General features: G+C 70.3%; 19 protein-coding genes. 9 read left to right on the top strand and 10 right to left on the bottom strand.

Annotation, left to right across the window (positions count from 1 at the left end; genetic code table 11):
- Window positions 1-4 precede the first annotated feature (4 nt).
- Window positions 5-1,603 (bottom strand): GMC family oxidoreductase, encoded by a 1,599-nt coding sequence (locus EV671_RS07900; RefSeq protein WP_132570763.1) that lies wholly within the window; start codon window positions 1,601-1,603, stop codon window positions 5-7.
- A 106-nt stretch (window positions 1,604-1,709) separates the two neighbouring features.
- On the opposite strand from EV671_RS07900, the gene EV671_RS07895 reads away from it, so the two are divergent.
- Window positions 1,710-2,612, top strand: a complete 903-nt coding sequence (locus tag EV671_RS07895) for a LysR family transcriptional regulator (RefSeq protein WP_132570762.1) — start codon at window positions 1,710-1,712, stop codon at window positions 2,610-2,612.
- 41 nt (window positions 2,613-2,653) lie between these two features.
- Here the strand turns inward: EV671_RS07895 and arsC are convergent, their stop codons facing one another.
- From arsC to EV671_RS07865, 6 genes are all read right to left on the bottom strand, one after another.
- Entirely contained in the window at window positions 2,654-3,076 is a 423-nt protein-coding gene (gene arsC / locus EV671_RS07890; RefSeq protein WP_132570761.1) for an arsenate reductase (glutaredoxin), read from the bottom strand.
- Window positions 3,069-3,731 carry an aquaporin gene (locus tag EV671_RS07885; RefSeq protein ID WP_243655637.1) on the bottom strand — a complete coding sequence of 221 codons (663 nt, stop codon included), beginning with the start codon at window positions 3,729-3,731 and terminating at the stop codon, window positions 3,069-3,071. Before EV671_RS07885 ends, arsC begins: the two co-directional genes overlap by 8 nt.
- Complete coding sequence (locus EV671_RS07880; RefSeq protein ID WP_132570760.1) at window positions 3,728-4,243, bottom strand: arsenate reductase ArsC; 516 nt, start codon at window positions 4,241-4,243, stop codon at window positions 3,728-3,730. The genes EV671_RS07885 and EV671_RS07880 overlap by 4 nt, the downstream gene beginning before the upstream one ends.
- A gap of 3 nt (window positions 4,244-4,246) precedes the next feature.
- Window positions 4,247-4,729, bottom strand: coding sequence for an ArsI/CadI family heavy metal resistance metalloenzyme (locus EV671_RS07875; RefSeq protein ID WP_132570759.1), 483 nt, complete (start codon window positions 4,727-4,729; stop codon window positions 4,247-4,249).
- A 19-nt stretch (window positions 4,730-4,748) separates the two neighbouring features.
- The gene (locus EV671_RS07870) at window positions 4,749-5,066 is read right to left on the bottom strand and encodes an ArsR/SmtB family transcription factor (RefSeq protein ID WP_132570758.1); all 318 of its coding nucleotides are present in this window, start codon (window positions 5,064-5,066) and stop codon (window positions 4,749-4,751) included.
- A gap of 75 nt (window positions 5,067-5,141) precedes the next feature.
- A complete protein-coding gene (locus tag EV671_RS07865; protein ID WP_132570757.1) occupies window positions 5,142-5,933 on the bottom strand; it encodes a nucleotidyltransferase domain-containing protein in 792 nt (263 codons plus the stop codon).
- A gap of 96 nt (window positions 5,934-6,029) precedes the next feature.
- Here EV671_RS07865 and EV671_RS07860 point away from each other — a divergent pair, with 96 nt between their 5' ends.
- Window positions 6,030-8,783: a polysaccharide deacetylase family protein gene (locus EV671_RS07860; protein WP_132570756.1), complete on the top strand. Its 2,754-nt coding sequence runs from the start codon at window positions 6,030-6,032 to the stop codon at window positions 8,781-8,783.
- Between the two features lie 11 nt (window positions 8,784-8,794).
- On the top strand, window positions 8,795-9,373 hold the full coding sequence (locus tag EV671_RS07855; protein ID WP_165917501.1) for an ankyrin repeat domain-containing protein: 579 nt from the start codon (window positions 8,795-8,797) through the stop codon (window positions 9,371-9,373).
- Window positions 9,374-9,392: 19 nt separating this feature from the next.
- Here the strand turns inward: EV671_RS07855 and EV671_RS07850 are convergent, their stop codons facing one another.
- On the bottom strand, window positions 9,393-9,743 hold the full coding sequence (locus EV671_RS07850; protein WP_132570754.1) for a HepT-like ribonuclease domain-containing protein: 351 nt from the start codon (window positions 9,741-9,743) through the stop codon (window positions 9,393-9,395).
- Entirely contained in the window at window positions 9,733-10,038 is a 306-nt protein-coding gene (locus tag EV671_RS07845) for a nucleotidyltransferase family protein (RefSeq protein ID WP_132570753.1), read from the bottom strand. Before EV671_RS07845 ends, EV671_RS07850 begins: the two co-directional genes overlap by 11 nt.
- A 420-nt stretch (window positions 10,039-10,458) precedes the next feature.
- Between EV671_RS07845 and EV671_RS07840 the strand changes: the two genes are divergently transcribed.
- Genes EV671_RS07840 through EV671_RS07815 form a run of 6 tightly spaced genes read left to right on the top strand, consistent with a single transcriptional unit; the run spans window position 10,459 to window position 15,111 of the window.
- Window positions 10,459-10,695, top strand: coding sequence for a hypothetical protein (locus tag EV671_RS07840; protein WP_243655636.1), 237 nt, complete (start codon window positions 10,459-10,461; stop codon window positions 10,693-10,695).
- Between the two features lie 15 nt (window positions 10,696-10,710).
- The gene (locus EV671_RS07835; protein ID WP_132570752.1) at window positions 10,711-11,490 is read left to right on the top strand and encodes a S1 family peptidase; all 780 of its coding nucleotides are present in this window, start codon (window positions 10,711-10,713) and stop codon (window positions 11,488-11,490) included.
- Window positions 11,487-12,206, top strand: a complete 720-nt coding sequence (locus EV671_RS07830; RefSeq protein ID WP_132570751.1) for a GGDEF domain-containing protein — start codon at window positions 11,487-11,489, stop codon at window positions 12,204-12,206. The genes EV671_RS07835 and EV671_RS07830 overlap by 4 nt, the downstream gene beginning before the upstream one ends.
- 19 nt (window positions 12,207-12,225) lie before the next feature.
- Entirely contained in the window at window positions 12,226-14,448 is a 2,223-nt protein-coding gene (locus tag EV671_RS07825) for a helicase-related protein (RefSeq protein ID WP_243655635.1), read from the top strand.
- Window positions 14,449-14,474: 26 nt separating this feature from the next.
- Complete coding sequence (locus tag EV671_RS07820; RefSeq protein WP_132570749.1) at window positions 14,475-14,801, top strand: type II toxin-antitoxin system RelE/ParE family toxin; 327 nt, start codon at window positions 14,475-14,477, stop codon at window positions 14,799-14,801.
- Window positions 14,794-15,111, top strand: a complete 318-nt coding sequence (locus tag EV671_RS07815; RefSeq protein WP_132570748.1) for a helix-turn-helix transcriptional regulator — start codon at window positions 14,794-14,796, stop codon at window positions 15,109-15,111. The genes EV671_RS07820 and EV671_RS07815 overlap by 8 nt, the downstream gene beginning before the upstream one ends.
- 16 nt (window positions 15,112-15,127) lie before the next feature.
- Here the strand turns inward: EV671_RS07815 and EV671_RS07810 are convergent, their stop codons facing one another.
- Window positions 15,128-16,162, bottom strand: a complete 1,035-nt coding sequence (locus EV671_RS07810; protein WP_132570747.1) for an NAD-dependent epimerase/dehydratase family protein — start codon at window positions 16,160-16,162, stop codon at window positions 15,128-15,130.
- Window positions 16,163-16,330: the final 168 nt, after the last annotated feature.

Genomic DNA, 16,330 nt, shown 5'->3' with positions numbered 1-16,330 from the left:
GTCTTCAGCGCCGGGCGTCGGCGCGGATCAGGTCGGCGGCCTTTTCGCCGATCATGATCGTGGGTGCATTGGTGTTGCCACCGATCAGCGTCGGCATGACGGAGGCGTCCACGACGCGCAGGCCGCCGACGCCCTGCACGCGCAGCCGGTCGTCGACGACGGCCATCGCGTCCGGCCCCATGCGGCAGGTGCCGACCGGGTGGTATTGCGTGTCGGCACGGGCGCGGATGTCGGCCTCGAGGCCGGCCGCGTCGTCGGCGCGCACCGGGTAGAGCATGTCGCCGCGGACGCCGTCGAAGGGGCGGGACTCGACGAGGCGCTGCTGCAGTTGCGCGCCCTTGACGAGCAGTTCGAGGTCGCGCGCGTCGCTGAGGAAGCGCGGGTCGATGCGCGGCGCGGCCAGCGGGTCGGGCCCGGCCAGCTCGACCGTGCCGCGGCTGTGCGGACGCAGCACGTCGACGTGGCAGGAGATGCCGTGGCCCCAGTGCAGCTTGCGGGCATGGTCGTCGACGATGCCGAGGACGAAGACGAGCTGCAGGTCGGGCACGGCGACGTCGGGCGCGGAGCGCAGGAAGGCGCCGGACTCGGCGATGCTGCTGGTCAGCAGGCCGGTGCGCCGCTGCCGCCATTCGGCCACCGCGCGCGCCAGCCGCACGCCGCCGCGCAGCGAGATGCCAAAGGTGGGCGTGCTCGGCTTGCAGCGCCAGGTCTGCACATAGTCGATGTGGTCCTGCAGGTTCTGGCCGACGCCGGGCAGGTCGCGCTGCACGGCGATGCCCATGCGCTGCAGGTGGGCGCCCGGCCCGATGCCCGACAGCATCAGCAGCTGCGGCGAACCGAAGGCGCCGGCGCTGACGATGACCTCGCGGCGCGCGCGCAGGCTGCGGGCCGCGCCGCCGATGCGGCAGTCCACGCCGGCCGCGCGGCCGTCGGCCAGCTGCAGCCGGGTCGCCTTGGCGTGGGTGATGACCTTCAGGTTGGGCCGGCCCAGGTTGGGCGTCAGATAGGCCTTGGCCGCGCTGCAGCGCTCGCCGTTGACCTGGGTGACCTGGTAGACGAAGGAACCGAACTGCTCGGCGCCGTTGTAGTCGTCGATGTTGGGCAGGCCCTGCAGCGCCGCGGCGGCCAGGAAGGCCCGGTTGATGGGGCTGGGGCTGCGTGGCAGGCACACGTTCAGCGGGCCGTCGCGGCCATGGGCGGGGTCGGCGCCGAACTGCTCGTTGTGCTCGGCGCGGCGGAAGTAGGGCAGCACGTCTTCGTGGGACCAACCGGCGTTGCCGAGGCTGGCCCAGTGGTCGTAGTCGTGGCGATGGCCGCGCACATAGAGCATCGCGTTGATGCTGCTGCTGCCGCCCAGCGTCCTGCCGCGCGGCTGGTAGCCGCGGCGCCCACCCAGGCCCGGCTGCGGCACGGTCTGGTAGGCGTAGTTGTTGATGCGCGTCGGCACCATCGCGACGACGCCGGCCGGCGCGTGGATGAGCACGCTGCTGTCCGGGCCGCCGTTCTCCAGCAGGCAGACGGACACGGCGGGGTCCTCACTGAGGCGCGCGGCCAGCACGCAGCCGGCCGAACCGCCGCCGACGATGACGTAATCGAACTCCACTTCCCGCTCTCCTCTGCCCGCCCGGGGCCCTGGACCTGAAGGATGGGGGCCGGTGATCAATACGTCCAACGCATAATTCGTCGACATCCATTGCAGCGACTGCATAGTGAACCTGCGCCAGCTCAGCCACCTGATCGCGTTGGCCGACGCCGGCCGCTTCGTTGCCGCCGCGGAGCGCGTGCACCTGAGCCAGGCGGCGTTCAGCCGCAGCATCCAGGCGCTGGAGGCCCACTGGGGGCTGCGCCTCGTCGAGCGCGGGCCGCAGGGCGCGGTGCTGACGCCGGCCGGCCGCACGCTGGTCGAACGCGCCCGCCGCCTTGTCTTCGACGCCGACTGCCTGGAACGCGATGCAGCCCTGCTGCGCGGCGGCCTGCTGGGCGAGCTGGTCTTCGGCGCCGGACCGGTGCCGGCCGCCACGCTGGTGCCGGCGCTGCTGGCCGAGCTCAGGCGGCAGGCGCCGGGCGTCGTCGCGCGCGTGCGCTACGGCAATGTGGACAGCCTGCTCGCGCAGCTGCAGGACGAGGCCATCGAGTTCTTCATCGGCGACCCGCGCATGCTGAGCGACACGAGGGGGCTGGAGGTCGTGCCTGTGGCCCGCATCCACGGCGGCGTCTATGCCCGCGCCGGCCATCCGCTGCTGGGCGCGGCCCGGGCGACACCCGCCGACCTGGCCCGCTACGGCCTGGGCCTGGTGTCGATATCGCCGCAGCTGCAGGCCTATGTCGCCCAGGGGCTGGGCTTTGCGAGCCCGGCCGAGCTGCCGGTCGTCGTCGAGTGCGACGACCTCGTCACGCTGGCGCGGCTGGCCGCCGACGGCGACCTGCTCGCCGCACTCCCGCGCGGCCTGCCCATCATCGAGAGCCTGGGCCTGCAGCCGCTCAGAGGGATGAAGACGCTGGGCGAACTCTTCGTGGACGCCCATGCCTTCTGGCTGCGCGGGCGCACGCTGGCGCCGGCGGCACAGACGGCGATCGGCCTGTTCCAGACGGTGGCGGGCTCGGCAGGCTGAAAAGCAAGGCTGGCCGAGCCGCTCGCGGCACCCTCAGGGGCTCAGCCGCGGCGGCGGCCGTGGTCATGCACGACCTCGCCGTCGGACTTCGTGAACGGCGGCAGCGGGCCGACGGGCAGCAGCTCCAGCACCGCCTCGGACGGCCGGCACAGCGCCGTGCCCAGCGGCGTCACGACGATGGGGCGGTTCAGCAGCACGGGGTGGCGCTCGATCGCGTCCAGCAGCGCATCGTCGCCGAGGCCCGCGTCGCCCAGGCCCAGCTCGGCGAATGCCGCTTCCTTCTCGCGCAGCAGCGCACGCAGCGGCACACCGGCGGCAACGGCCAGCGCGCGGATCTCGTCGCGGCCGGGCGGCGTGCTCAGGTAGTCGACGACGCGCGGCTCGAAGCCGGCATGGCGGACCAGCGCCAGCACATTGCGCGACGTGCCGCAGCGGGGGTTGTGGAAGATCGTGATGTCAGTCATCGCGGGAGTCTGCCCCAAGGCTTCGGTGTACCAGCAGGGCCAGCGCCGCGCCGGCCAGCTCGGCCACGACGAAGCCCGGCACGCTGGCCGGCGCGATGCCGGCAAAGCTGTCGCTGAACATGCGGCCGAAGGCGGCGGCCGGGTTGGCGAAGGACGTGGACGCCGTGAACCAGTAGGCCGCGCCGATATAGGCGGCCACCATGGGCGCCACGCGCGCCGGCGGCGCGCGCAGGATGACCAGCAGCAGGCCGCAGGTGGCCACCGCCTCGGCGACCCACTGCCCCACGCCGCCGCGCAGCTTGGTGGAGAACTGCAGCAGGCTCATGTCGAACATCGCATGGGCCAGCCAGGCACCCAGCACCGCGCCCAGCAGCTGGGCCGCGACATAGGCCGCCAGCGCAGCCACGGCCAGTTCGCCGCGCAGCGCCATGGCCAGCGACACCGCGGGGTTGAAATGGGCACCGCTGACCGGCCCGAAGACCTCGATCAGCACATACAGGCCACCGACCGTGGCCAAGGTGTTGGCCAGCAGCGCGAGGGCGACGTTGCCGCCCGCCAGGCGCTCGGCCATCACGCCGGAACCGATGACGACGGCCAGCAGCAGGGCCGTGCCGAGGCATTCGGCGAACAGGCGGCGGGGCAGGCCCGCCGTCACGACGCCACGATCTCGGCGAGACGCTGCTGCAGCGCGGGCCGGTTCAGCGTGGCCAGCGGCAGATGCAGCAGCTGCAGCATGCGATAGCCGATGGCCTGGCGCGTCAGCTCGAAGGCACGGCGCTTGCCTTCGTCGCCGCCCTCGGCGTTGGACGGGTCGGGGTAGCCCCAATGGGCCTTGACGGGCTGGCCGCCACCACCGCCATGGCCGCCGAAAAAGACCGGGCACTGCTCGGCCGCGGCGCTGTCGCAGACGGTGATGACGACGGACAGCGGCGGCGCGTCCGGCGTCGTGAACTCGTCCCAGCTCTTGCTGCGATAGCCCGTGGTGTCGACGCCGGCCCGGTGCAGGGCCTCGAGCGCGAACGGGTTGATGCGGCCGCTGGGCGCGCTGCCGGCGCTGTGGGCGCGCACATCGCGGCCGAGCTTCTTGGCCCAGTGGTTGAGCATGCCCTCCGCCAGCACGCTGCGGGCGGAGTTGTGGGTGCAGAGAATGAGGACGTGGACGGTCATGGGTCAGCAGCAGCTGGGGCCGGGGTTGGACTTGACGGGGATGGCCACGGGCTTGCCCCGCGACGTCGCCGGACAGCAGGCCGAGGCTGCCTGCGGTGCGGCGGCCTGGCTGGCGCTGAAGGTGGGGATGTCGGCCAGCGTCTGGAAGTGCTCCCAGGCGATGCCTTGCGGGTCGGTCACCCAGTGCTTGTCGCTTTGCGCGTAGCAGCAGGTGGTGGCGCCTTCGTCAAGCAGCGGCGCATCCGCCGCCTGCGCGCGGGCCTTGAGCTCGGCCAGTTCCTCGGCGGTGTCGGCCTGGATGCCGAGGTGGTCCACGCCCGGCTTGCCGCCGCGAGAGGAGATCGCGAAGTTGATGCGCGGGTCGTCCAGCATCCATTTCGCGTAGTCGGCCTCCAGCCGCGTCGGCGGCACGCCGAAAAGCTTGGCGTAGAAGGCCACGCTGGCCTGCAGATCCTCGACATGGGCATGCACATGGAAACGCTTCATGGGAACTCCTTGTTCGGCTTCAGCAGCAGGAAGGCCTGGGCACGGCGCAGCCGGCGCCCTGGCAGCAGTTCTCGGTCAGATAGCCCAGCAGCGCATTCATGCGCTCGTAGGCCGCGCGGTAGACGAGGTTGCGGCTCGCGCGCTCCTGCGTCACCAGGCCGGCGTTCACGAGCTCCTTCAGGTGGAAGGACAGCGTGTTGGCCGGGATGTCCAGGCCCTCGGCCATCGTGCCCGGCGTGAGGCCGGCCTGCCCGGTGACGACGAGGGCACGGAAGACCTTGAGCCGCACCGGCTGGGCCAGCGCGGCAAGGGCTTTGACGACGGCTTGTTCATCCATATTTCCAGAATACTCGAATCATTAAACACATGCAACCACCAACGCAGAACGGAGCCTGGCCACTGCGCCGTCAGGTCACGTCGCCCAGTCCGCTTCCAGGCTATTGCGAAACACCGCGTCCAGCGCCGCGAGCACCTCGCCTCGCGGCGAGGCATTCGGTTGGATCTGTTCCAACCGCTCCAACTCGGTCTCGATGAAGTCGTTGATGCTGTGCACCGGCGCTGAGAGCCCGAGCTCTGGCGCTGCTCGCTTGCGTGCCAGCAACTCGTGGATGTCCGTCAGCAGCGCGGGCTGGTCATCAACGAGGTGCAGCAGCTTCGCGAACTCTATAGGCGCAGCCGTTTGATAGCGCTCCAGCCAACGTACGGACAGCAGTGGCCGCAGCACATAGAAGTACTTCTTCAGCGGCACCTCGTCGCCACGCAGGTAGCCGCGATAGTTGGTCTTGGCCATGCTGCGGTAGTGGTGCACGCCGCTAACGCAGGAATACACGGTGGGCATCAACGCCCGCACTCGCGCGGCAAAGTCGCCGTTCTCGGCATAAACGATGGGCGATTGCACCCATTCGATGAAGGCCGGGTTGGACTTCCAGAAAAGGCGCAGCGCCTTGCGCAGGTCCCAGCCATTCAGGTCGATGTCGTCGACGATGGGGTACTCGATGACGTCCCGCTTTTCCTCCAGGCCAACGGACAGGTACCAATCGCGGCGGTGCACGTAGATGAAGCGGGCGTCGTAGTCGCTGTTCGGCGACTCGAAGCCCCAGGCCCGACTGCCGGACTCGACTGCCAGCAAGACCATCACATCGTGCTCGCTCTCCGCACGCCGGATGCGCTGCAGGATTTCCTCTCTGACAGGGGCTGGAATCATGGCATTGCTGAACCGTGATGGGAATCTGACCGGAGCGCGCATTCTGCGGGCGGACAGACAATCGCGCCGCCGCTTCTGCCGCTCCTCTGATACCTCATGACTGTTCAGCGTCTCGCTCCCCTCGCCCTGCTGCTGACCGCCGCCCTCGCGCTGAGCGCCTGCCAGCGCGTCAACAACGTCCCCGCCGCGCTGCCCGCCGCCTCCGCCCCGCAGGACGGCAGCGCCACGGCCCGGCTGCGCGAGCAGGCCGACGGCCTGCTGGCCCTGCACCGCCAGATCGTCGTGCTGATGGACGGCGAGGCCGCGCTGCCGCCCGTGCAGCGCCGCGAGGTGCAGGCCCTGGGCCAGCAGCTCTTCCACGAGCTGCTGCAGCGCCAGCAGGCCCTGGCCGACGCCGCGCTCAAGCCCGGGGCGCTGGAGGCCACGACGGCACTGCTGGCGCGCATCGAGAGCGAGCCGGTCTGGTTCGACGCCGACCGCCTGGCCTTCAAAGAGGTGCTGGACCAACTCGCCACGGGGCTGAAGAGCGCGCAGACGCTGGACGCCATCAAGCTCGCGCGCCGCGCCCAGGACGACCTGGACACGCTGGCCGAGGTCGAGAAGGCCTACGAGCAGGAGCTCAAGGAAGTGTTCGGCGGCTTCGCGAAGCGCGGCATCGAGCTCAAGCGCGAGAAGTGGACCGACTATGTCGCCAAGCTGAAGGCCCTGCACACGCGCGAGGCGGTGATGAAGCAGCACGGCGCCCAGCTGCCCGCGGCCGCCGACCTGGCGCCGGAGCCGCCGGCATCAGCGGCCTCCGGCGCCATGCGCGGCGTGGCGGCCAAGGACCGCGAGGTCTTCGGCGACAAGCTGCCTCCCAAGACCGTGCTGCTGAGCTTCGACGACGGCCCGCATCCGCGCTACACCGACGAGATCCTCGACATCCTGAAGCGCTACCAGGCGCCAGCCGTTTTCTTCGAGCTGGGCCAGAACCTCGGCAAGGTCGGCGCCGACGGCCAGGTGCAGCCGGGCAACGGCAGCGCCGTGGCCAAGCGGGTGCTGGCCGCCGGCCACCAGATCGCCAACCACAGCTTCACCCACGGGCTGATGAGTAAGTTCGAGCTGCCCAAGGTGAAGGAGGAGGCCGCCAACACGGAGGCGCTGCTGGACGCAGCGGGCCGCAACGGCGACGCGCTGTTCCGCTTTCCCTATGGCGCGCGCAACGATGGGGCCCTCTCCACCATCGAGGCACTGAAGCTGCGCTCGATGATGTGGAACGTGGACTCGCTGGACTGGAGCGACCCCATCCCCAAGAGCATCGCCGCGCGCGTGCTCGGCGAGCTGGACAAGCAGCAGCGCGGCATCGTGCTCTTCCACGACATCCACGCCCGCACCGTGCAGGCCCTGCCGCTGGTGCTGGACCAACTCGCCGCCGAAGGCTGGCGCTTTGCGAGCTACCAGAACGGGCAGTTCGTCGTCTCCACCGACAAGGCCGTCGCCGCGCCGCCGCCCGCGCCCGGCGAGCTCTACCGCGACAGCCATGCGCTGATCATCGGCATCGACCAATACACGGCCTGGCCCAGGCTTTCGCACGCGGTGCGCGACGCCCAGTCGGTGCGCGAGTCCCTGGTCACGCGCTTCGGCTTCAAGGCCGACAACGTCACGCTGCTGACCGATGCCGACGCCACGCGCGCCAACATCCTGAAGGCGCTGAACGAGCGCTTCGGCGACGTGAAGCGCGTGAAACGCGACGACCGCGTGTTCGTCTTCTTCGCCGGCCACGGCAGCACCCGCAAGCTGCCCAGCGGCCGCGAGGTGGGCTATATCGTGCCGGTGGACGCCGGCCTGAACGACCTGCAGGCCGACGCGATCGCGATGCCGCAGCTGCAGGAGGTGGCCGAGGCTCTTCCCGCCAAGCATGCCCTCTTCGTCATCGACGCCTGCTACTCGGGCCTGGGCCTGACCCGTGGCGGCACGCCGGCGGCGGACAGCAACTTCGCCCGCACCAATGCGCGCCGCATCGGCCGCCAGATGATGACCGCCGGCGGTGCCGATCAACAAGTGGCCGACGACGGCCCCGGCGGCCACTCGGTGTTCACGTGGACGCTGCTGCAGGCGCTGAGCGGCAAGGCCGACCTGAACGGCGACGGCCTCATCACCGCCACCGAGCTGGCCGCCTATGTGGCCCCCGCCGTGTCGGCCATCGCCCACCAGACGCCCGCCTTCGGCAGCCTGCCGGGCAGCGAGGGCGGCGAGTTCGTCTTCGAGCTGCCGGCCTCGGCCGAGCCGGCCCTCAGCGGCGCCGTGGCCCAGCTGGACGACAAGGCCAGCCGGCTCGCGCTGAAGGTGGACGAGGCCAGCAGCGCCGGCCGCCAGCCCGCGGCCGCCGCGTCAGGCGCGGCCAGCGCCGTGCAGGTCACCATCAAGGGCCTGGACGGCAAGGACCAGGCCCTGGCCGCGACGACGGCGCGCGTCGACCCCGGTGCCCGCGTCGCCGCCCAGCGCGCCAACGACCGCGGCCTGCAGCTCTACCGCGAGCGCCGCTACGACGAGGCCGAGGCCGCGTTCAAGGAGGCGCTGCAGCTGGTGCCGAAGTTCGCGCTGGCGGCCAACAACCTCGGCTTCGTGCTCTACCGCCGTGGCAAGTTTGCGGACGCGTCAGCGTGGTTCGAGAAGGCCGTCGAGATGGACGGCAGCCGCGCACTGGCCTGGCTCAATTTGGGCGACGCGCGGCTGCAGGCCGGCGACGAAGGCAAGGCGATGGCGGCCTACAAGACCTTCCTGGAGCTGGCGCCCAAGCATGCGAGGGCGGCGGAGCTGAAGGCATGGATTGCGAATCCGTCGGAGGGGACGAGGCCGAAGCCGTTGTGAGGAAGGCAGGCATGAATGACGAACGCGTCGTGCAGTTGATCCAAGCCTTTTTCTCCTCCCTGTCGGAAGGTGTTGCGCTGCTGGTGGCTGACCCAGGCGTGGTGGCCGCGCGGACCAGCCTGGGTGAAACGGCGCTGCACTATCTATGCGTGGAAAACCAGGTCGAGGCGGTTCGCGAATTGATGCGTCGAGGCGCCGCGGTGGACACCGTCAACGAGGTGGGTTCGACGCCGCTTTCGGACGCTTGTTCGCTTGGCTATCTGGATCTTGTGCAGACCCTCCTGGAAGCTGGTGCGTCGTTATGGCTCGAAGGTCAGCACGACCCGACGCTGCATCAGGCCGTTCGCGGCGCAAACGTCGAGATCGTGAAACTCATCCTTGACGCCGGAGCATCCGTCAACGAACAGGCTGACCTTTCTGAAACCGCGCTTCATATCGCCGTCGAGGACGATCATCTGGAAATCGCCGAGCTGCTGCTTTCGCGCCGCGCCGATCCAGATCTGAAACGCATATTTGACGAAACCGCCCTGGACGTCGCCGAGCGTCATGCCAGCACAAGGTGCATGGCACTCTTGTCAACCAAACACTGAGGCCGAAGCGGTCCTTGACTCAGGTGCCATCGCCCTCGCCAAGCAAGCGGCGCAACATGACAACGAGTTCCGGCAACGCATCCTGAACCACGTTCCATACCGTTTCATGGTTCACGACCGCATAGCCGTGAATCAGCAGGTTGCGGAAGGCGACGATCTGGCCCAGGCGCGGGACTTGAGCGGCCAAGCCAGCATCGAGCTTGGCCAGTTGCCCCAACGCTTCGCCGATGATTTCGAACTTGCGCTCCACGGCCGAATGGAGCAATTCATCGGCAGCGTATTGCCGGGCATCGCGTCCCTGCACAAAGCCCCGGATCGCCTCAGCGGCGCTCAGGGCATCCCACAAGAAGGCGCGCGGATCACGCTGCATAAAGCAGCTCGCGCTCCCGCTCGATCTGGCGCAGCACGAAGGGGTTGCGTACGGCGCCGGCCTGAACGAGATCGACCCGGCGGCCCAGCAGGGCCTCGAAGTCGCGCCGCGCGGCATCCCACTCGTCCAGACCCACGCGGTACCCGGGCTCGAAGGACACGAGCAGATCGGCGTCGCTCTGCGGCTTGAAATCATCGCCCCGCGCCGCCGAGCCGAAGACCTCCAGCCGCTCGATGTGATGGCGGCGGCAGAGCGCGGCAAGCGCGTCACGGGCCTGGGCAATGCTGAGATGCATGCTGCGAGTGTAGGCAGGCGCCGAGCGGCGCGCCTCCCGCCTCTTGAGACTTCCGAAACACCTCAGCCTCGCAAGGCCCCCAAGCCTAGAATGAGCCTTCCCGTCGCGTATCTGCTCAACGGCGCGACATCGGTGGCTGGACGCCGGCGCATTCCTCCCTCGCGCCCCCAGGCTCGCCGGCTCCCGCCGGCCTGTAGCGGTCGTCAACCTCCTTCAAGCGGCGAGCCCCAACCCCGGACCTTCTCGAAACCCCTGTCGAGCCGGTCCACGCCACGCTGCCATCGCTCGCCGTCCCGGCCGATCCCCGCGCCCTTCCCCACGAAGGCTCCCGTCATCGCCGGCAACGGCCACTGCGGTGGCACGCATCCTGCACGTCCGCACCGGCGGGCATTCGCCCGCCCTGCTTCCCTGGAGATCCTGATGATGAACGCCGTCGCCCCACCCCTCGCCCCCGCACGACGCGACGCCCTTCGCGACGAGCTGCCCGCCACCGTGGACCTGCTCAGGCGCAGGCGCGCAGCCGACATCGCCGAGGACGATATCGAGGCCTATGTGGCCCTGCACTGGCTCGAATGGCATGGCGGCTCGCTGCGCCTGACGACGACCGGCGAGAACCTCTGCAAGCACCTGGCCTCGCAGCGAACCGCCGCGCTCTGAACGCGCCTGCCGGCCATGACTGCCGTCGACCCCCTGCTGCTGGCCACCGTGCGGCTTGCGACCTTCTCGGGCAGCAAGGGCCTGACGGGGGCCAGCGGCTTCTTCTTCCGCCGCGGCGAGCGGCTCTATCTGGTCAGCAGCCGCCACGTCTTCATCGACGAGGAAAGCGGCCACCACCCCGACCGCATCGAGATCGAGCTGCATGCCGATGCGCACAACCTCGCCGAGTCCAGCACCCTGTCCGTGCTGCTCTACCGCGATGGCCTGGCGGAATGGCGGCAGGGCGAGGATGACGGCGGCGGCATCGACGTCGCGGTGCTGGCCATCGAGGCCGGCGCGCTGCCGCCCACGGTGGCGCTCGCGGCCTTCACGGCCGACAGCCTGCCGGGGCCGGGCGACACGGTGCCGATCGGCACCCCGGTACTGATCCCGGGCTTCCCGCTGGGCTTCCATGACGGGCTGCACCACCTGCCCGTGGTCCGCCAGGGTGCGGTCGCCTCGCCCTATGGCTGGCGCTTCCAGGGCATGGGCTGGTTCCTGACCGACGCGCGCACTCACCGCGGCATCAGCGGCGCACCCGTGGTGATGCGCGCGCCGGGCCGCGCGCCGCTGCCCTGGCTGCTGGTGGGCATCCACGCCTCGCGCTTCGACATGGGCAACCGCGACCTGAGGGCCGATGAATCGCTGGGCCTGAACGCGGCCTGGTACCCGGACATCATCCTGACGCTGACCGGCGCCGGCCGGCCATCCGCGGCGCCAACGGCGCGGCGCAGCGCGCAGGAGCTGCCCTCGTGAACCTGCGGGCGGACCACCACGGCGAGGAGCGGCGGCTGTTCCTGCTGCGCCGCAAGATTGCCGCGGCCGAGGCGACGCTGCGCACCCTCGAGGCCGCCATTCTGCAGGCCCGCAGCGCGCAGGGCCTCGCCACCGCTCACGATGCGCGCCTGGAGAACGAGCGCCTGCTGGCCCAGAACCACCGGATGAGCCAGGAGTCCGTGAGCGTCAATGCCGCGCTGCAGCAGGCCGTTCAGGCGGCGCAGACCGACCCGCTGACCGGGCTGCGCAACCGCGAGGTGCTGTGGGACCGGCTCGCCCACGACCTGTCGCTGGCGCGCCGCCACGGCAAGCGGCTGGCCGTCTACTTTCTCGACGTCGACGACTTCAAGCAGGTCAACGACGAGTTCGGCCATGCCGCGGGCGACCTGCTGCTGCAGCATGTGGCCCGGGTGCTGCTCGCCAGCGTGCGCGACAGCGACACGGTGTGCCGCATCGGCGGCGACGAGTTCGTCATCCTCGCCTCGGCCACGCTGCCCGAGGACGCCGTGCAGATGGGCACCAAGATCGGCCGGGCGCTCGGCACGCCCTGCGTGCTGGCCGGCCATGTGATGGCCGTGTCGGCCAGCATCGGCTGCGCCCTCTTTCCCGAGGATGGGGAGTCGCCCGGTGTGCTGGTGCACAAGGCCGACGAGGCGATGTACCGCCGCAAGCGCGCGCGGGCGCTGGAACGCTAGCCTGTGTTCCACTTCCGCCGTGAAGTCCTCGTCCTCCGAATCCAGGCCCGCACCGCCGGCCTTTCCCCTCCCCCAGCCCCGCCACGCCGCCCGACTGCCCGCCGGCCTCGCGCCCGAGGACTGGGCCCGCATCCGCCAGGCGGCGCATGCGCTGCCGCAGGTGTTGACGCCGGCCGACCTCGATGACGGCAGCGAGGACGCGCTGGAACGCCTGGGCGCCATCCAGATCTCCAAGGCCGCCGGCGGCGCACGGCCGAGCCGCTGGATCCTGCCGGCGCACATCGCCGTGGCGCTGGCCCAGCTGCAGGCCACGCCGCAGACCAACACGCTGCGCCCGCAGCTGCAGCAGCGCCTGCACCAGCTCGAATCGCTCGGCCTGCGCCGCGAGGGCCTGGTGTTCACGCGGCTGTGCATCCACCCGGTCGTGCTCGCCCACGAGGGCTGGCGCATCGACCTGTCGCACCGCGTGCCGGTGCCGGAGGAGCCCGTCTGGGCCTTCTTCCGCGACGGCGACGCGGCCGCGCTGCGGCATACGCTGGGCCAGGCGCCCGAGTATTCGTTCAAGGCCGAGCTGGCCCTGCACCTGAACCACCTCATCGCGCGCAGCGAGGCGATGGGGCATGCCAGCCAGCTTGCGTCCCTGCTGCCGCGCCTGCAGGCCGAATGCGGTGTGCCCATGCCCTTCGACGACCTGAAGGCCGCGCTGACCCGCGCCCAGGACCGCTGGGAGCAGCAGGTCGAGGAGCAGGACGCGCTGACCAGCCTGGGCCGCGAGCTGGCCTTCCAGGGCTACCCGGACAGCTTCGACGCCGCACGCAAGCTGGGCCGCAAGGTCACGCTCTACCTCGGCCCGCCCAACAGCGGCAAGACCTACTCGGCCTTCGAGCGGCTGGCCCAGGCGCTGGACGGCGCCTATCTGGCGCCGCTGCGCCTGCTGGCGCTGGAAGGGCGCGACCGGCTGGTGGGCCGCGGCGTGCCCTGCTCGCTGCTGACCGGCGAGGAGAACGTGCCGGCGGCGAACGCGCGCGTGGTCAGCAGCACCATCGAGATGGTCAACACGCGCGACGTCATCGACGTGGCCGTCATCGACGAGGCGCAGATGATCTTCGACGACTCGCGCGGCTGGGCCTGGACCCAGGCCATCGTCGGCGTGCCGGCGCGCGAGCTCATCATCATCGCGTCGGCCTATGCCGCGCCGGCCATCGAGCGGCTGCTGCAGCTCTGCGGCGAGAAGCCCGAGCGCCGCCTGTTCGAGCGCAAGCAGCAGGTGCAGCTGATGCCCGCGCCTGTGCCCATGACGCACCTGCAGGCCGGCGACGCCGTGGTGGCCTTCAGCCGCCGCGACGTGCTGATGCTGCGCGACCAGATCGCGCAGGACGGCCATTCGGTCAGCGTCATCTACGGCGCGCTGCCGCCCGAGGTGCGCCGCCGCGAGGCCGAGCGCTTCGCCGTCGGCGCCAGTGACGTGCTGGTCGCGACGGACGCCATCGGCATGGGCCTGAACCTGCCGATCCGCCGCGTGCTGTTCTCGACGCTGGAGAAGTTCGACGGCGTCGGCGACCGTGAGCTGTCGGTCAGCGAAGTGCACCAGATCGCCGGCCGCGCGGGTCGCTATGGCATGCACGACGAGGGCTTCGTGTCGGTGCTGAAGGAGGCCGAGGCCGACGCGATGAAGTCGCTGCGCCAGCTGCTGCCCAAGGAGCCGCGTGCGCCGCGCGACTTCAAGTGCCCGGTGGCACCCAACTGGCGCCATGTGCAGACCATTTCGCAGCGCATGGGCGTGAACAAGCTCCACGCGGTGCTGAGCATCTTCATGCAGCAGCTGCGCCTGGACGACGCCCATTTCGCGGTGGCCGAGCTGGAGCAGATGCTGGAGCTGGCCGAGATGCTGGACCGCAACGCGGCGGCGCTGCCGCTGCAGGAGCGCTTCCGCTACGCCCAGGCGCCGGTGGACTCGCGGCTGCCGATGCTGGTGGAGCAGTACGCGAGCTGGGCCACCAACCACGCCCGCACGGGCAAGGCTGGCGAGCCTCACTTCCTGGACGAGTACGACCAGCACGGCCGCCTGGACCGCATGGAACAGGCGCTGCGCATCTGCACGCTGTGGCTGTGGCTGGACCTGCGCTTTCCCGGCGTGTTTGGTTACGTGGATGCGGTGGTCGACCTGCGTGGGCGGCTCAACGACGGCATCGAGCGGCAGCTGAAGGGGAAGAGGCCGTTGTGGCAGAGGCGGGGGCGGTGAGTTAGCAAATCCGCTAACATTGCCGCATGGCGTTCGAGATCGGCTACTTCCACGCCCGGGTGCTCGCCGAGATCGAGTCCTGGCCCGTGGATGTACTCGCCGACGACGCCCGACTCGCCGAACTTCTGATGGGACATGGCCCCAGCCTGCGCTTGCCGCACTCGCGCGCCTTCGGGGACGGCTTGGTCGAGCTCCGGCCGCGTGGACGCGAGGGCATAGGCCGGGCGTTCTACTGCTTCCTTGTGGGCAAGCGCGTCGTCGTACTGCATGCCTTCATCAAGAAATCGCGGCAGACGCCCGACAGTGATTTGAAACTTGCGCGTAAGCGCCTCAAGGAGGTGCAGCATGGCTGACCTGAAGTACACGCCCGTTCCGCACGACCACGCGACCCTGCTGGCCAAGGCGAAGAAGCGCGCCGGGTTCACCGAGGCCTATGACGCGCTGGAGCTCGAATACGCGCTGGCCGGCCAGATGCTCAAGGCGCGCGCCAAGGCCGGCCTGACACAGGATGCGGTGGCCGAGCGCATGGGCACGACCAAGAGCGCCGTGTCGCGGCTGGAAGCAGCCGGCCGCCATGCGCCCTCGCTGACCACGCTGAAGAAATACGCTGCGGCCGTGGGCTGCGATTTGCAGGTGAAGCTGGTGGCGCGCAAGCCGGCCTGACGCGGCCCTCCGTGCCTCAGCGCGCCAGCACGCCCAGCGCCATCAAGTCCTTCGCCGACGCCAGGATCGCCTCCCTCGGCGCCCTCGGCACCCAGCCCAGCACATCCCGCGCATGGCCTGAATCCTGGTGCCGCATCGTGCCCAGCTCGCTCGCCGCATTGCGCACCAGCGGGCTGAACCTGGCCAGCAGCCTCACGCTCCAGTCCGGCAGCGTCAGCGTCGGCACCTTGCGGGCCTGATCGCCCAGTTCGGCGCGCAGAATGGCGGCGATCTCGCGCAGCCACAGGAAACCGCCGCAGGCGATGAAGCGCTCGTCGGCCATGCCGGGTGCCGTCAATGCGCGCCAGTGCAGCTCGGCCACGTCACGCACGTCGACGATGCCGAAGCCGATGTTGGGCAGGGCCGGCAGGCGCCCTTGCAGCAGACTCTGCACGATGACGACGCTGGCCGAGTAATCCGCGCTGGCCACGGGCCCGAGCACGACGGAGGGGTTCACGGTGCAGAACTCCAACCCGCCACCCTCGCGCGCCACCCAGTCGCGCGCGCCGCGCTCGGCCACGGTCTTGGACTGCACATAGGGCGGGATGCCGGGCGTGTCGAGGTCGGTCCAGTCGGCCTCGGTGAAGCGATGCTCGCCCGGGCCGTGGCCATAGGAGATCGCCGCGACGGAGGAGGTCATCACGACGCGCCGCGCGCCGGCATCGCGAGCGGCCTTCAACGCCCGCAGCGCGCCATCGCGGGCCGGCACGATGAGCTCGTTGGCATCGCGCGGCACGCCGGCCGGCAGCGGCGAGGCGAGATGCGCCAGATGGCTGCAGCCGGCTGCGGCCTCGGCCCAGCCGGCGTCAAGCATCAGATCCGCGGCGAAGCAGCGCAGCTGATCCTTTTTTGCGCCGCGCTGGGCGCCGAGCAGCTGACGCAGGGCCGGCTCGCGCTGCAGGTCGCGCACGGTGGTGTTGACCTGCCAGCCCGCGGCCAGCAACTGGCGGATCAGCACGCCGGCGATATAGCCGCTGCCGCCGGTGACGAGGATGCGAGGGGTGGAGGCCATGCGGCGGATTGTGCGGGCCGGCCATGACGAGAAATGCCCCCCACCGGGCCCCTCGCGCGGCCCCGGCGTTGAACCGGCGCCACACCCGTGGCTGCCCGGCAGGCCTCATGCGCCCAGCTTCGACGCCGGCGGCGCGCAAGCCGGCACAACACCCATGACCAGAGTCAC

Source organism: Roseateles saccharophilus (assembly GCF_004342485.1).
GTDB classification, from domain to species: Bacteria; Pseudomonadota; Gammaproteobacteria; order Burkholderiales; family Burkholderiaceae_C; genus Pelomonas; species Pelomonas saccharophila.
Note: the sequence above shows the minus strand (reverse complement) of the source record. Positions and strands in the feature narration are given on the sequence as shown.

Coding starts and splice junctions, on each gene's coding strand:
- EV671_RS07815 (WP_132570748.1), top strand. CDS start 14,794: ATGGCTGACCTGAAGTACACGCCCGTTCCGCACGACCACGCGACCCTG.
- EV671_RS07850 (WP_132570754.1), bottom strand. CDS start 9,743: ATGCAGCGTGATCCGCGCGCCTTCTTGTGGGATGCCCTGAGCGCCGCT.
- EV671_RS07860 (WP_132570756.1), top strand. CDS start 6,030: ATGACTGTTCAGCGTCTCGCTCCCCTCGCCCTGCTGCTGACCGCCGCC.
- EV671_RS07865 (WP_132570757.1), bottom strand. CDS start 5,933: ATGATTCCAGCCCCTGTCAGAGAGGAAATCCTGCAGCGCATCCGGCGT.
- EV671_RS07880 (WP_132570760.1), bottom strand. CDS start 4,243: ATGACCGTCCACGTCCTCATTCTCTGCACCCACAACTCCGCCCGCAGC.
- EV671_RS07820 (WP_132570749.1), top strand. CDS start 14,475: ATGGCGTTCGAGATCGGCTACTTCCACGCCCGGGTGCTCGCCGAGATC.
- EV671_RS07810 (WP_132570747.1), bottom strand. CDS start 16,162: ATGGCCTCCACCCCTCGCATCCTCGTCACCGGCGGCAGCGGCTATATC.
- EV671_RS07855 (WP_165917501.1), top strand. CDS start 8,795: ATGAATGACGAACGCGTCGTGCAGTTGATCCAAGCCTTTTTCTCCTCC.
- arsC (WP_132570761.1), bottom strand. CDS start 3,076: ATGACTGACATCACGATCTTCCACAACCCCCGCTGCGGCACGTCGCGC.
- EV671_RS07845 (WP_132570753.1), bottom strand. CDS start 10,038: ATGCATCTCAGCATTGCCCAGGCCCGTGACGCGCTTGCCGCGCTCTGC.
- EV671_RS07840 (WP_243655636.1), top strand. CDS start 10,459: ATGATGAACGCCGTCGCCCCACCCCTCGCCCCCGCACGACGCGACGCC.
- EV671_RS07835 (WP_132570752.1), top strand. CDS start 10,711: ATGACTGCCGTCGACCCCCTGCTGCTGGCCACCGTGCGGCTTGCGACC.
- EV671_RS07875 (WP_132570759.1), bottom strand. CDS start 4,729: ATGAAGCGTTTCCATGTGCATGCCCATGTCGAGGATCTGCAGGCCAGC.
- EV671_RS07870 (WP_132570758.1), bottom strand. CDS start 5,066: ATGGATGAACAAGCCGTCGTCAAAGCCCTTGCCGCGCTGGCCCAGCCG.